This is a genomic window from Meridianimaribacter flavus (genome assembly GCF_004366715.1).
In the GTDB taxonomy this organism is placed as follows: Bacteria; Bacteroidota; Bacteroidia; order Flavobacteriales; family Flavobacteriaceae; genus Gaetbulibacter_B; species Gaetbulibacter_B jejuensis.
Window position 1 is genome coordinate 144,158 of the sequence record NZ_SOQZ01000001.1, and the last position, 14,432, is coordinate 158,589.

Sequence of the window (14,432 nt, forward strand, 5' to 3'; positions counted from 1 at the left end):
GGTAATTAACAAGATAAAGGAATCTTATCTACACGGTTTTGATGACGACCACCTTCAAAAGCTGTATTTAAAAATACATCTACCATTTTTATAGCTTGCGGTATTGATGTAAAACGCGCAGGAATACAGATAATATTAGCATTATTATGTAATCGTGTGAGTTCAGTAATTTCGCTTGTCCAGCAAACGCCAGCTCTAACATTTTGATATTTATTAGCTGTCATAGCTACACCATTTGCGCTACCACAAATAAGAATTCCAAAATCTACCTCTTTATTATTAACATCTTTAGCTACAGGATGTACAAAATCTGGATAATCTACACTATCTTCAGTATCTGTACCATAATTTGTAATAGAATACCCTTTAGATTCTAAATGGTTTACAATAGCTTTTTTGTAATCTGGACCTGCGTGGTCGTTACCAATTGATAATTTCATGTTTTTGTTGTGTTGTTGTTGTTGTAAAAGACATAAGATTATAATGTTGAAATAAACTTCAAAACATTACTATCTTAATTATTGAGTAAAGGTACAAAATGTCCTTATAAACACTTATGTTATGTAGGTAATAGTTAACAATTAATTAGCATTGTTAATAGTTTATCAAATAGTAGCTCATAACTTGTTAATAACTGTTTACTTCTTTCTGAAAGAAATATTTTTAAATCTCAATTTTATTTACAAACAAAAATTGAAACCAATAAACCAAAAAATAACTTCGCTTTTTTTAGCTGACTTTTAAGCCATCTTTTTTACGTTTATAAACATAGAAATTTGAAAATATTATCAATATTTGGTTATTAACATGAGTTATTAACAGCTGTTAATAGCTTTTAAAATAGTTCTAAAAATGAATGTATTAGATGCGTTTCTAATGTTAACTAAATATCAATAGAATGTAAACTACGTGTTTTCAAAATAAAATTTAAAAAAGTTATTCCAGCTATTAACAAACAATAATAATCATTAATATTTTTTTAAATTTTTAAAAAGAAAAGATATTATATATATAAATGTGAATAACTGCTTTCTGTTCATTTTATCAAATAGTAGTCTTCTTTTTATTATTTCATTGTGTTATAAAACTATTAATTAATCTAGGCTGATAATTCATTTAATATTTAAATCGTAGCTTTGTATCAAATAACTTGGTGCAAGCACTTAAGGCATGAATTAAGAAAAGAGTTTTAATGTCGAAGCGAGCCTAGGAAGATTTAAATCTCGATTATCGAGTAAACTTATAACCAGTACTTCACTTTTTATTAGGTTATAAAATAACAGATTCCTATCTTTAATTAGGAAATGAAAATGATTACATAATACATGGCAAGAAAGAAAAAAAGGAAACCTTCACATAACAAGATTTCCAACCTTACTAATACAATCTTAAGTATTTTAAAAAAAGAGAAAAATAAAACGTTTAACTACAAACAAATAGCTGCTAAACTTGGTGTAAATGATGCCAGTAGCAGAAATCAAATTATAAAAAAACTTCAGCAACTTAAAGCGAAACAAGAAATAGAAGAAGTAGATCGTGGTAAATTTAAAGCCATTGTTACTGCAGAATATCATACAGGTATTCTAGACTTAAACGCTAAAGGTTCAGGTTACGTTATTTGTGACGATTTTGATGAAGACGTTTACATTGCTTCAAACAATATAAATAAAGCGTTAGATGGAGACGAAGTAGAATTCTATGTTTATAAACGTCGTAAACGTGGAAAGTTTGAAGGTGAAATTACCGAAATTATAAAACGTGCAAAAAGTGAATATGTTGGTGTAATTCAGTTACATAGCAACTATGCTTTTGTAGTACCAGATAGCAATAAAATGTACAAAGATATTTTTGTACCAATTAATAAAACCTTTAAAGCTGAAGATGGAGACAAAGTACTAGTATCTCTTGAAGATTGGCCTGAAAAAGCCGATTCTCCTTACGGAAAAGTAATTAAAGTTCTAGGAAAACCAGGAGATCATAATACTGAAATTCATGCCATTTTAGCTGAATATGGTTTGCCTTACGAATTCCCGTATGAGGTAGAAAATTATGCCAATAATATAGATACTTCAATCACGAAAGAAGAAATTGCTAAACGTCGTGATATGCGAGATGTACTGACGTTTACTATTGATCCTAAAGATGCTAAAGATTTTGATGATGCGCTATCATTTCAAGTATTAGATGATGGTTTATACGAAGTTGGTATTCATATTGCCGATGTATCACATTACGTAAAACCAGACACAGTTTTAGATGACGAAGCTTACGAGCGTGCAACTTCAGTATATTTGGTAGATCGTGTGGTACCAATGCTACCTGAAATTCTATCTAACAATGCATGTTCACTACGACCACATGAAGAAAAATATACCTTTTCAGCTGTTTTTAAAATTAATGACAAAGCTGAAGTTAAAGATCAATGGTTTGGTAGAACAGTAACTTATAGTGATGCACGTTTTGCATACGAAGAAGCGCAAGCTATTATAGAATCTAAAACAAACGAAATTCCTGCCGAAGTATCTCTAACAGGAAAAGCTTATAAAACCGATCAAAAAATAGCCGATGCTACATTAAAACTTGATGAATTGGCTAAAAAAATGCGTTCTAAACGTATGCGTTCTGGTGCCATTTCTTTTGATAAAGTAGAAGTGAAGTTCAACCTAGATGAAACCAATAATCCGGTTGGCGTGTTCTTTAAAACTTCAAAAGATGCTAACAAGTTAATTGAAGAATTTATGCTGTTAGCAAATAAAAAAGTAGCCGAATTTATAGGAAAACAAAAACCAGAAAAAACCTTTATATATCGTGTGCACGACGAACCAGACGATAGTAAATTGGCAGCTTTACAAAATATTGTTGGACGTTTTGGATATAAACTCAATTTTAAAGACCGAAAAAGTACAACAGCTTCATTAAACAATTTATTAAAAGACGTTGCTGGTAAAAAAGAGCAAAACCTGGTTGATACGCTTGCGATACGCAGTATGAGTAAAGCAGAGTATACCACACACAACATAGGTCATTACGGATTAGCATTTGACTATTACAGCCATTTTACGTCGCCTATACGTCGTTATCCTGATGTTATGGCACATCGTTTACTACAACATTATTTAGATGGCGGAAAAAGCGCTAATGAAGCTATTTATGAAGATAAATGTAAACATTCCAGTAATATGGAATATTTAGCAACAAAAGCTGAACGTGATAGTATCAAATACATGCAAATTAAATTTATGCAAGATCATAAAGATGAAGAATTTGTAGGTGTTATTTCAGGAGTGACAGATTGGGGAATTTATGTAGAAATTATTGATAACAAATGCGAAGGTATGGTTCGTATTCGTGATATAAAAGATGATTATTACGAGTTTGACGAAAGCCAATACGCTATTATAGGTCGCGAAACCAAAAACATGTATCAATTAGGTGATGAAGTGATTGTAAAAGTAAAAGAAACCGATTTAGTTAAAAAACATTTAGATTTTACATTAATAGGAAAACACGAGTAATATGATTTTAACAACCACAAATACCATTGAAGGACATCAAATTATAGATTATTTAGGTTTAGTCACTGGCGTAGGCGTAAACAGTAAAAAAGTATCATTCTCCTTCAGTATGGATAAATTTTATAACTCGTTAGAGCAAAGTATTAACGAGGTTAAAGAAGATGCTTTTCAAAAATTACAGCAAAATGCAATCAATTTAAAAGCAAATGCAGTAGTTGGAATACATTTAGACATAGAAACATTTCCTAACACAACAGCCATAATAGTTTCAGTAACAGGTACCGCAGTTTCTGTGGCTTAATTCAATTTTTGGTACAATTACTGTAACAATAACGTTTTTATAACATCTTTACTATAATAGTACACGTAAATATAATAAAACACATATACATGAAAACGTTTATAACCATTGCATTTTTAGCATTAACTTCAATTATAACAGCACAAAATCCTAAAGAAAAAGGAGTAGGAGATTTTACCGAAGTAAAAGTTTTTGATAGGATAGAAGTGAATTTAGTTAAATCAGATGTTAACAAAGTTGAAATCACAGGTGATGATATTGATGATGTAGAAGTTATCAATAAAGATGGAAAACTTAAAATAAGAATGAAGTTTAATAAAATCTTTAATGGTGACAGAACATTTGTTGCTGTACATTACACTAAGTTAGATATTATTGATGGTAACGAAGGTGCTTTTATTTCTTCAAATGAGCTTATAAAACAAGATTATATAGAACTGAAATCTCAAGAAGGTGCAAGACTTAAAATAGGATTGGATGTTAAAAAAGTTGACATCAAAGCAGTTTCTGGTGGAGTAGTTGAAACCAGAGGAAAAGCTGATTCTCAAGATATAGTACTTAACACAGGAGGTGTTTATGAAGGTAAAGCTTTCGAGACCCAAAATACTACTGTAAGTATTAAAGCAGCTGGTGAAGCAGATGTTAATGCATCTAAATTAGTTGATGCTAAAGTTAGAGCAGGAGGAGATGTAAATATTTATGGAAGTCCAGCTACAGTAAACAAAGACACAATGTTAGGTGGAAGAATTAAACGTATGAACTAATTAATACGTCTTTTTTATTAGCTTTGTAGGAAACTTATTTCCTATATGTTTGATGATATTTTAGCTGCAATTCCCTTCGGAATAATCCTAGCATTCACTATTGGTCCAGTATTTTTCGTACTGCTAGAAACTAGTGCTACCAAAGGATTTAAAAGCGCTTTAGTATTTGATTTTGGAGTTATTTTCGCTGATATTGTTTTTATCCTAGTCGCTTTTTATAGCACTAATAAGCTTATCGATAAGATAAAAGACGATCCTAATTTCTTAATTTTTGGTGGTGCTCTTTTAGTGGTTTATGGTGTTATTTCTTTTATAAAAACATCAAAATCCTTCCGTACAATTGTTAGAGAATATCATAAAGTTGAAATGCCTAAAAATGCATATGGTAAATTATTCATTAAAGGATTTTTACTCAATTTTATCAATATAGGAGTACTTTTAGGATGGTTAGGATTTATCGTTATAGGAAGTTCTATTACCGAATCTGAAAATGGAGTTACAGTTTTTATAGCTACAATGCTTACCGTTTATTTTCTTGTAGATTTAGTGAAAATAGCTATCGCAAAAAGATTACGTAACAAATTAACACCAAGACTCATTTACAAAACTAAAAAAATCATTGCTTTAGTGATTTTAGGTTTTGGTGTATTATTGTTAGTTCAAGGTATATTTCCTAAAGGTAAAGAACGCATTCAAGAAGAAATTGAACATAGGCTATAAAAAAAAACCTCCAAGCAATACTTGAAGGTTTTTTGAGGCGTCAAGCGGATTCGAACCGCTGTAGAAGGTTTTGCAGACCTCTGCCTAGCCACTCGGCCATGACGCCAATTATTTCTGCGAAAGCAGGAATCTCAATTTTCTTAAATAGAAAACAAGAGTTGGCAAATGTAAAAAAAATAAAGTTTTTACACTATTTACTACTTATTTTTTCGTCTTTCTGTCATTTTTATCGTTACCATTTCTACGTCACCACCTATTGGAGGGTTTAATTTACTTACATAAACCGTAACCTTTTTAACTTTTTTATCTTCTTTTAAAATACGCTTAATGATGCGTTTAGCAACAGTTTCAAGAAGGTGAGATGGTTGTCCCATTTCCTCTCTTACAATTCTGTTTAAAAACACATAATCTACAGTATCACTTAAAGCATCAGTTTTAGCAGATTCTTTTAAATTAGCTTCAACTTCTAAATCTACTCTATAATCACTACCAATTTTTGTTTCTTCTGTAAGACATCCATGGTGTGCATAAATCCTAATGTTTTCAACTTTTATAATTCCCAAAATACTATTTTTTTACAAAGATATATTATTCACTTATTTTATAGTTATTTCCTTTAAATTTGTAGCCCTATTTAGATATATATTATGAGTGACAAATCACTAAATTTTATTGAGCATATTATAGAAGAAGATTTAGCAAACGGATTAGAAGCTTCTAAATTACGTTTTCGTTTTCCACCAGAACCAAATGGTTATTTACACATTGGGCATACTAAAGCCATAGGTATTAGTTTTGGTTTGGGTGAAAAGTATAACGCACCTGTAAATCTTCGTTTTGATGATACCAATCCAGCTAAAGAAGAGCAAGAATATGTAGATGCTATTAAGAAAGATGTAGCGTGGTTAGGGTATCAATGGGAAAATGAATTATACTCATCAGATTATTTTCAGCAATTATATGATTGGGCTGTTTTATTAATAAAACAAGGTAAAGCTTATGTCGATTCGCAATCTAGCGAAGCTATGGCAGAACAAAAAGGAACACCAACACAACCAGGAGTTGATGGTCCTTATCGCAATCGTTCGGTTGAAGAAAACCTAGAATTATTTGAACGTATGAAAGCTGGTGAATTCAACGAAGGTGATCATATTTTACGTGCAAAAATAGACATGCAACATCCTAATATGTTAATGCGCGATCCAATTATGTATCGTATTCTTAAAAAAGCACATCATAGAACAGGAAACGATTGGTGTATTTACCCAATGTACGATTGGACACATGGTGAAAGTGATTATATCGAGCAAATTTCGCATAGTTTATGTTCGCTTGAATTTAAGCCGCATAGAGAGCTTTACGACTGGTTTAAGGAGCAAGTGTATGAGTATTCAAAAAACACTTATCCAATGCTTCCTAAACAACGTGAGTTTGCACGTTTAAATTTAAGTTATACCATTATGAGTAAGCGTAAGCTGCTTAAATTGGTTGAGGATGGTATTGTAAACGGTTGGGATGATCCTAGAATGCCTACTATTTCTGGGTTAAGACGTCGTGGTTATACACCAGAATCCATCCGAAATTTCATTGAGCGTGTTGGTGTTGCTAAACGCGAAAATGTTATTGATGTGTCTTTATTAGAATTTTGTGTTCGTGATCACTTAAACAAAACTGCACCACGTGTTATGGCAGTTTTAGATCCATTAAAAGTGGTTATCACTAATTATCCAGACGATAAAGTAGAATGGTTAGAGGCTGAAAATAATCCTGAAGACGAACAAGCAGGCTCTAGAGAAGTTCCTTTTTCAAAAGAAATATATATTGAAAAAGCCGATTTTAAAGAAGAAGCAGGAAGTAAGTTTTTCAGGTTAAAACTTGGTGGTGAAGTTCGTTTAAAAAACGCTTACATCATTCAAGCAAATGAGGTTGTAAAAGATGCTAACGGACATATTACCGAAGTACATTGTACTTACGATACTGATACGTCTAAAAAAGTAAAAGGAACACTACATTGGGTATCCATTAAGCATGCTGTTGAAGCCGAAGTTAGAGAATATGATCGTTTGTTTATGGATGAAGCTCCAGATAGTCACCAAGACAAAGACTTTATGGAATTTTTAAATCCTAATTCGTTAAACATTACCAAAGCATTTGTTGAGCCAAGTTTAAAAGAAGCCAAAGTAGGAGATAGGTTCCAATTTCAACGTTTAGGATATTTTAATGTTGATAACGACTCTACATCTAATGCTTTAGTATTTAATAAAACAGTTGGATTGCGAGATACTTGGGAAAAACAAAAACCACAAGAAAAGCCGCAACAACAAAACAAACCTAAACCGCAACAACAGCGTAAAGCAATTAATGTTATTCAGCAATTAGGAAAAAAGTACACGAATTATCCAGAAGATAAGCAAGCTAAAGTAAAGGCAGAAATTCTTGAACTTGCCAATGAGGTTAGTTATGATGAGTTAGAACCTTTATTTGGAACTGCTGTAAAAAAGGTTGGAACACGCATTGCCGCTATGCTTACTTTAAAAGTGTTATTAGCAAATGGTTTAGAAAAAAACGATGCTATTAATGAGTTTATAGAAAAAGCTTTAGAAGATAAAAATGCATTGTTGGTAGAAGAAGCTAAAGCGCTTTAATAGACAATAAAACAGAAATTGTATTTCAATAATTACTATCTTTAGTACACTAACTAAAACATGACATTATGGAAATCAATTTTTTAGCACTTTTAGCAGCTGCAGTTTCTGCATTGATAATTGGAGCAATTTGGTACAATCCAAAAGTATTTGGTACAGCTTGGATGAAAGCTGCAGACATGACCGAAGAAAAAATGCAAGGCGCCAATATGGCTAAAATTTTTATCCTTGCATTTATTTTTGCGTTCTTATTGGCTTTTGCATTACAGTTTATCACGATTCACCAAACAGGTGCTTTAGGTATGGTTGGTGGCGATCCTAGTCTTGCGAAACCATCTTTTGAAGCATTTATGGCAGATTATGGTACTGCTTTTAGAACCTTTAAACATGGTGCTTTACATGGCACAATTGCAGGATTCTTTATCGCATTACCAATTCTTGGAACCAATGCACTTTTTGAAAGAAAAGGCGCAAAATACATTTTTATTAATGCTGGCTATTGGATTGTTACTATGGCAATCATGGGAGGCATTGTTTGCGGATGGCAATAAATTTTGTAATGAATTATAACATAAAAAGACTGACATAAGCGTTCAGTCTTTTTCTTTTTACATTGATACACTTTAAAATATACAATTCTCAAAATGATTTACCAGATTCGTGGCAAGCACTAACCACGCATGATGTATTTCTCCAAAAACCCTATTTAACTGCTGTTGAAAACGCCTCACCAGATAATATGTCATGGTATTTTGTAGGTGTTTTTAATGCTAATAATTTAGTGGGTACTGCTATCATTCAGCGTGTGCAATTGTATGTTGAAGATATTTTTAGAAACCATAAAGACTCTTGTTTTCAAGAACGCGTAAAACATTATGTTTCTAAAGTGCTTAAAGGAAATGTTTTGGTTGTTGGAAACCTTATGCATACAGGACAACACGGTTTATATTTTAATACTGAAGCCATATCAGAACGTGATTTTCTTTCTTGTGTTTTCGAGGCTGTGTATCAGTTGAAAAAAGATATAAAATCATCAAAAGGAAAAACCATAAGAACCTTAATTTTTAAAGACTATTTTGAAGATGATTCTATTCATTCGTATTCAGAATTGTTTAAAACAAATACATTCAGAAAAGTCTCGGTTCAACCCAATATGATTATGCCAACGCATAAGAATTGGAATACCTTTAATGATTATCAAACCAGTTTAAATAAAAAATACCGAAGACGTTTAAAAACAGCTCGTAAAAAGGCGAGTGCTATTCAAAAGAAAGAATTAAACCTTGATGCTATTGAAGCTCATTCTGAATTGTTATTTAGCCTTTATAAGAACGTTTCTGATAACGCAAGAATAAATACCTTTATACTTCCTAAAAATCATTTCTATACGCTTAAAAAAGAACTTAAAGACCAATTTAAAGTCTTTGCGTATTATCTTGATGGTACTATGGTGGGTTTTTATACATTAATTCTTAATGATAAGGTGCTTGAAACCTATTTTCTTGGGTATGATAGTGCACATCAATACAACCATCAATTGTATTTGAATATGCTGTACGACATGGCAGAATTTACTATAAACAACAAATTTGAACATACTGTTTATGCCAGAACAGCTATGGAAATAAAGAGTTCGGTAGGTGCAAAGCCTAAAAACATGTTCATATACTTAAGGCATACAAACGTGTTGTTAAATACTGCTTTAAATTTGATTTTTAGCCTAATGAATCCAACAAGAGATTGGGAAGAACGTCATCCTTTTAACTAATTCTTAATACAGTTTGGGTTATATTTTTTGTATTTTAAGATAAACTCAAATAGTATGGAAACTGCAAAGGATTTAATAACAGAAATATCAGTATTAACGAGAGAAATTGAAACCAATTATCCTGAAATTTATGAGCATTTGGATGAAAATCCAATGACGATTCCTAATATGGAGCATCCAAAAGTCAATAACAAAGCACTTGAGGATTATTTAGAAAGTTTAAAACAATTAATTAATAAACATAAAAAAGCCTCAAAATAACTTTGAGGCTTTTAATTTTTAATATAAATAATTAGTCTTCTTTCTTTTTATTTCTAGCTTCTTTCATAGCTTCACCAATTTGGTTACTTGCAGCAAAACTAGCCACCATATCATTAAGCATATTACTTCCTGCTTGAGGAGCGTTTGGTAATAAAATTAAGTTACTATTAGTTTCTTCTCCTAACGATTGTAATGTGTCGTAATGTTGTGTTACAACTATTAATGCAGAGGCTTCTTGTGAGTTAATACCAACGCGATTTAGAACTTCAACAGATTCTTCTAAACCACGAGCAATCTCACGTCTTTGATCAGCAATACCTTGACCTTGTAAACGCTTACTTTCAGCTTCTGCTTTTGCTTTTTCAACAATTAAAATACGTGCTGCATCACCTTCGTATTGAGCAGCTATTTTTTCACGCTCAGAAGCATTAATTCTGTTCATTGCAGCTTTTACTTGAGAGTCAGGATCAATATCAGTCACTAAGGTTTTAATAATGTCAAAACCATACTCTAACATTGCATCATTTAATTCGGCTTTTACAGCAATGGCGATATCGTCTTTTTTCACGAATACATCATCTAGTTTCATTTTAGGCACTTCGGCACGAACCACATCAAATACATAACTGGTAATTTGATCATGTGGATAATCTAACTTATAAAACGCATCGTAAACCTTATCTTTTATTACCATATACTGAACCGAAACTTTTAAACGCACAAATACATCATCTAACGTTTTGGTTTCAATAATCACATCGAGCTGTTGAATTTTTAAGCTCAAACGACCAGCTACTCGATCGATTAAAGGGATTTTCATTTGAAGTCCAGAATGACGAATGCTTTGAAATTTACCGAAGCGTTCAATAATGGCAGCTGACTGTTGCTTAACAATAAAGAAGGAAGAGATTAAAACGATTAATCCGAAAAAAATAATAGGAAATAAGATAAATTCGCCCATAACAAGTTTTTTAATGGTTAGGAAATATTTGTTTACTAATTTAAGTTATATTTTAATGAAGCACCATATTTTTTACGAATTACCAAAGTTTAAATCAAAAAATGATTAGGTTTGTTTATCCCTCAAAAAATAAAATCATGAAAAAACAACTTTTCTTATTAGTAGCATTTAGTATAGCTTTTGTTACAACAGCATTAGCGCAACACCAAAGATATTCTATAAAAAATGGTATTGGAATATATGGTGGACTTACCCAATTTGATATTATTACAGACAATTTTCAAACAGTAAAAGGCGAAGGCTGGATAGGAGGTTTAAGTGCAACAGTCGATTTACCTCATAAGTGGTACACGGTTAGTTATAACATTCAATTATCTGAAAATAATGTTGGTATTTTTGCTAGACCATCAAATGTAATTGCTAATGAAGAAGAAATAGATTATAAATTATTTACTGCTCAAGTGGCTTTTTTGTTTCATGCAAAGGTTTTACAGGATTACATTACTGTTGATGTAGGACCAATGATTCAATACAATAGCGAATTGGAATTAAAAGATGACAACCACGAAAATTACATTATTGGAAGCTATAACAATCTTTTAGCTAAAGATATCACAGGAATTTCACAGTTTAATGTCAATGGAGCAGTAGGAGCTACAGCAGGTTTTAAAGGATTTAAGTTAAGAGCGCAATACATTTATGGGTTTACAAACATGCTCAATAAACTTAATAACAATAATGATTTAGACACAACAGGAGGAAACAACAAGTTTAAAGGAAACCAATCTATGCTTGCCTTTACAGCTATTATTGTCTTTTAAACGATAAAGAATAAAATAAAAAAGCGAGTTGCTACAACTCGCTTTTTTTTACTTTAAATTATTAGTAAGGTTTTGTATGCGTTGTACAGTTTCGTTTTTACCTATCATGTAAATAATATCAAACACATCAGGTCCTTGTAAAGCACCAACAAGAGCTAGTCGTAAAGGCATCATTACTTTTCCAAAACCAATATTGTTTGAAGTTATCCAACCTTTTATAACGGTTTGAAGGTTTTCAACTGTAAAATCATCAACAGATTCTATAACAAGAATAAGCTCTTTCATTAAGTCTAATGAATCTTCTTTCCATGCTTTTTTAGCTGATTTTTCATCATATTCAGTAGGAGTTACAAAGAAAAAATGACTCAAATCCCAAAAATCACTCACAAAAGTGGCACGTTCTTTAATTAATCCTATTGCTAGTTCAATATACTGTGTGTCAATTTCAGATAATTCAGTTTTAGAATTTTTAAACGCAACAGCTAAATCATAGTTGTCTTGTTCTTGCATATAATGGTGGTTAAACCATTTGGTTTTATCAGGATCAAAACGCGCACCAGCTTTATTAACTTTAGCTAAATCAAACGCTTGAGTTAAGTTTTCTAAAGAGAAAATTTCTTGTTCTGTTCCTGGATTCCAACCTAAAAAGGCTAAAAAGTTTACCACAGCTTCAGGAAAATAACCATCTTCTTTATAACCTCTAGATACATCTCCAGTATTAGGGTCTTTCCATTCTAAAGGAAACACTGGAAAGCCTAATTTATCTCCATCACGCTTGCTTAATTTTCCTTTTCCGGTTGGTTTTAAAATTAAAGGTAAATGAGCAAATTCTGGAGCTTCCCATCCAAAAGCATCATAAAGTTGAATATGTAAAGCAAGAGAAGGTAACCACTCTTCACCACGAATAACATGAGTGATTTCCATTAAATGGTCATCTACAATATTTGCCAAGTGATAAGTTGGCATACCATCAGCTTTAAATAATACCTTATCATCTAAAATATTAGTGTCTATCTTAATATCACCACGAATAATATCTTTTAGATGAAGTGTCTCATCTTGAGGCGATTTAAAACGAATCACATAATCGTCTCCAGCTTCTAATTTTGCGTTTACTTCATCTTCAGAAAGTGATAAAGAGTTACTCAATTTTAGCCTGTTATGCCAATTATAGATAAATGTTTTGCCTTTAGCCTCGTGGTCTTTTCTATGAAAATCTAATTCTTCAGCAGTATCAAACGCATAATAAGCTTTTCCCTCAGCAATTAATCTGTCAGCATATTCTTTATATAAATGTTTGCGTTCGCTTTGTCTGTAAGGACCAAATTTTTCATTCTTTCCTGGACCTTCATCAAAAGGAATTCCGCACCATTCAAGAGATTTTACAATATAGTCTTCAGCACCTTCAACATAACGGTTTTGGTCAGTATCTTCAATACGTAAAACAAAAGTACCATTGTGTTTTTTGGCAAATAAGTAGTTAAAAAGTGCAGTTCTTACACCTCCAATATGTAAAGGTCCTGTTGGGCTTGGTGCAAATCGCACACGAACGTTTTTTGACATTGTTTTTAGTTTATGGCTGCAAAGATAAAACGATATTTAGGAATAGAAATAGTTAAGCTAAAATCATTTCACGTGGAACACGTTTATTCATAATTTTAAACCACAATGGCGGAAACATAGCTAAAACCATTGAAGTTGGATAACCATAAGGCATTTGCGGACTCTCATCATGGCAATCTAAAACTTGATATTTTTTAGAAGATTTAAAATGATGATCGCTATGTCTTGTGAGTTCATAAAGCACAATTCTTCCAATGACATGGTTGGAGTTCCAGGAATGAATTTCTTTAACGCGCTCGTATCTGCCAGATTTAGTTTTTAATCGTAGCAATCCATAGTGTTCAATATAGTTAACCGTTTCAAGAAGTATAAAACCTATAATTGCTGCCGAAAACGAAAATATTAAACCTAAAGTTCCAAACAACGCAAACATTGTAAATAAATAGCCTATTTGAAGCAAAATGTACCAAAACATGTCATTTTTTGCCGAAAAGAACCCTTTTTTGCCGTTTTTTAGCAATTTTAGTTGAATGTTCCATGCATTGCCATATTGTCTAAATACTGAAGTAATCCAAAACGAATACACGCTTTGATTGTATCTTGCTGTTGCAGGATCTTCAGGAGTTGCTGCATGCAAATGATGTCCAAAATTGTGTTCAATATAAAAATGCATATATAAAGAAGGTAACAACAAGGCTTTTCCAATAAAACGCTCGTTGGTTGATTGTCTGTGACCAAGTTCATGAGCCACATTTATACCATTAACTCCCAAAACAATACCAACAGAGAGTATTAAACCCACAAATTCATAAGTTTCAATTGTTGAGGTTGTTGCTTCATAAATTCCAAAAAAGAGTAGGCTATATACCAAAGGAAGATTAAGATACAGTAACCAATCAAAAAGTTTGCGTTTTAGTTTACTATCAACTTCTTGTGAAGATAAATTATGCATATCAACAGGAAACACTAGCTCTAGCAAAGGAATAATGACAAAGGCAAAAACAGGAGTTAAGTAAGAAAAATATCCTTTTAAGTAGATGCCAATACACGCAACAATAGGAATTGAAAAAGCAGCTAAGTATTTTAAATCTTTCATAACAAAAGCAAAATGTT

General features: G+C 31.9%; 14 protein-coding genes and 1 tRNA gene. 9 read left to right on the plus strand and 6 right to left on the minus strand.

The annotated features are described in order from the left end of the window. Positions 1-5: 5 nt before the first annotated feature. Positions 6-440, minus strand: a complete 435-nt coding sequence (gene rpiB, locus A8975_RS00655; protein WP_134198325.1) for a ribose 5-phosphate isomerase B — start codon at positions 438-440, stop codon at positions 6-8. An 885-nt stretch (positions 441-1,325) separates the two neighbouring features. Here rpiB and rnr point away from each other — a divergent pair. From rnr to A8975_RS00675, 4 genes are all read left to right on the plus strand, one after another. Continuing rightward, complete coding sequence (gene rnr, locus A8975_RS00660) at positions 1,326-3,515, plus strand: ribonuclease R (RefSeq protein WP_134198326.1); 2,190 nt, start codon at positions 1,326-1,328, stop codon at positions 3,513-3,515. Between the two features lies 1 nt (position 3,516). Then, the gene (locus A8975_RS00665; RefSeq protein WP_131506405.1) at positions 3,517-3,816 is read left to right on the plus strand and encodes a heavy metal-binding domain-containing protein; all 300 of its coding nucleotides are present in this window, start codon (positions 3,517-3,519) and stop codon (positions 3,814-3,816) included. An 89-nt stretch (positions 3,817-3,905) separates the two neighbouring features. Further along, a complete protein-coding gene (locus A8975_RS00670; protein WP_134198327.1) occupies positions 3,906-4,580 on the plus strand; it encodes a head GIN domain-containing protein in 675 nt (224 codons plus the stop codon). A gap of 45 nt (positions 4,581-4,625) precedes the next feature. Continuing rightward, positions 4,626-5,300 (plus strand): LysE family translocator, encoded by a 675-nt coding sequence (locus A8975_RS00675; RefSeq protein WP_129759806.1) that lies wholly within the window; start codon positions 4,626-4,628, stop codon positions 5,298-5,300. A 35-nt stretch (positions 5,301-5,335) separates the two neighbouring features. Here A8975_RS00675 and A8975_RS00680 read toward each other — a convergent pair. Both A8975_RS00680 and folB read right to left on the minus strand, forming a co-directional pair. Next, a tRNA-Cys gene (locus A8975_RS00680) sits at positions 5,336-5,406 on the minus strand. Positions 5,407-5,497: 91 nt separating this feature from the next. Next, positions 5,498-5,863, minus strand: coding sequence for a dihydroneopterin aldolase (gene folB / locus A8975_RS00685; protein ID WP_134198328.1), 366 nt, complete (start codon positions 5,861-5,863; stop codon positions 5,498-5,500). An 84-nt stretch (positions 5,864-5,947) separates the two neighbouring features. On the opposite strand from folB, the gene A8975_RS00690 reads away from it, so the two are divergent. From A8975_RS00690 to A8975_RS00705, 4 genes are all read left to right on the plus strand, one after another. Then, positions 5,948-7,945, plus strand: a complete 1,998-nt coding sequence (locus A8975_RS00690; RefSeq protein ID WP_134198329.1) for a glutamine--tRNA ligase/YqeY domain fusion protein — start codon at positions 5,948-5,950, stop codon at positions 7,943-7,945. A gap of 68 nt (positions 7,946-8,013) precedes the next feature. After that, positions 8,014-8,496: a DUF1761 domain-containing protein gene (locus tag A8975_RS00695; protein WP_134198330.1), complete on the plus strand. Its 483-nt coding sequence runs from the start codon at positions 8,014-8,016 to the stop codon at positions 8,494-8,496. A 62-nt stretch (positions 8,497-8,558) separates the two neighbouring features. After that, on the plus strand, positions 8,559-9,713 hold the full coding sequence (locus tag A8975_RS00700; protein WP_134198331.1) for a GNAT family N-acetyltransferase: 1,155 nt from the start codon (positions 8,559-8,561) through the stop codon (positions 9,711-9,713). 54 nt (positions 9,714-9,767) lie between these two features. Then, positions 9,768-9,974 (plus strand): hypothetical protein, encoded by a 207-nt coding sequence (locus A8975_RS00705; RefSeq protein WP_131506399.1) that lies wholly within the window; start codon positions 9,768-9,770, stop codon positions 9,972-9,974. 31 nt (positions 9,975-10,005) lie between these two features. On the opposite strand, the gene A8975_RS00710 is transcribed toward A8975_RS00705, so the two are convergent. Continuing rightward, positions 10,006-10,935 carry an SPFH domain-containing protein gene (locus A8975_RS00710; protein ID WP_129759800.1) on the minus strand — a complete coding sequence of 310 codons (930 nt, stop codon included), beginning with the start codon at positions 10,933-10,935 and terminating at the stop codon, positions 10,006-10,008. A gap of 137 nt (positions 10,936-11,072) precedes the next feature. On the opposite strand from A8975_RS00710, the gene A8975_RS00715 reads away from it, so the two are divergent. Beyond that, entirely contained in the window at positions 11,073-11,756 is a 684-nt protein-coding gene (locus A8975_RS00715; protein WP_134198332.1) for a hypothetical protein, read from the plus strand. A 48-nt stretch (positions 11,757-11,804) separates the two neighbouring features. On the opposite strand, the gene gltX is transcribed toward A8975_RS00715, so the two are convergent. Continuing rightward, the gene (gene gltX, locus A8975_RS00720; protein WP_134198333.1) at positions 11,805-13,319 is read right to left on the minus strand and encodes a glutamate--tRNA ligase; all 1,515 of its coding nucleotides are present in this window, start codon (positions 13,317-13,319) and stop codon (positions 11,805-11,807) included. Between the two features lie 52 nt (positions 13,320-13,371). Continuing rightward, on the minus strand, positions 13,372-14,415 hold the full coding sequence (locus tag A8975_RS00725; protein ID WP_134198334.1) for an alkane 1-monooxygenase: 1,044 nt from the start codon (positions 14,413-14,415) through the stop codon (positions 13,372-13,374). Positions 14,416-14,432 lie beyond the last annotated feature (17 nt).

What these genes read in the sequence shown, in the direction of transcription:
- A8975_RS00715 (WP_134198332.1), top strand. Translation starts at nt 11,073, where the DNA reads ATGAAAAAACAACTTTTCTTATTAGTAGCATTTAGTATAGCTTTTGTT.
- A8975_RS00705 (WP_131506399.1), top strand. Translation starts at nt 9,768, where the DNA reads ATGGAAACTGCAAAGGATTTAATAACAGAAATATCAGTATTAACGAGA.
- A8975_RS00710 (WP_129759800.1), bottom strand. Translation starts at nt 10,935, where the DNA reads ATGGGCGAATTTATCTTATTTCCTATTATTTTTTTCGGATTAATCGTT.
- A8975_RS00670 (WP_134198327.1), top strand. Translation starts at nt 3,906, where the DNA reads ATGAAAACGTTTATAACCATTGCATTTTTAGCATTAACTTCAATTATA.
- A8975_RS00675 (WP_129759806.1), top strand. Translation starts at nt 4,626, where the DNA reads ATGTTTGATGATATTTTAGCTGCAATTCCCTTCGGAATAATCCTAGCA.
- A8975_RS00695 (WP_134198330.1), top strand. Translation starts at nt 8,014, where the DNA reads ATGGAAATCAATTTTTTAGCACTTTTAGCAGCTGCAGTTTCTGCATTG.
- gltX (WP_134198333.1), bottom strand. Translation starts at nt 13,319, where the DNA reads ATGTCAAAAAACGTTCGTGTGCGATTTGCACCAAGCCCAACAGGACCT.
- rpiB (WP_134198325.1), bottom strand. Translation starts at nt 440, where the DNA reads ATGAAATTATCAATTGGTAACGACCACGCAGGTCCAGATTACAAAAAA.
- A8975_RS00725 (WP_134198334.1), bottom strand. Translation starts at nt 14,415, where the DNA reads ATGAAAGATTTAAAATACTTAGCTGCTTTTTCAATTCCTATTGTTGCG.
- rnr (WP_134198326.1), top strand. Translation starts at nt 1,326, where the DNA reads ATGGCAAGAAAGAAAAAAAGGAAACCTTCACATAACAAGATTTCCAAC.
- A8975_RS00690 (WP_134198329.1), top strand. Translation starts at nt 5,948, where the DNA reads ATGAGTGACAAATCACTAAATTTTATTGAGCATATTATAGAAGAAGAT.
- A8975_RS00665 (WP_131506405.1), top strand. Translation starts at nt 3,517, where the DNA reads ATGATTTTAACAACCACAAATACCATTGAAGGACATCAAATTATAGAT.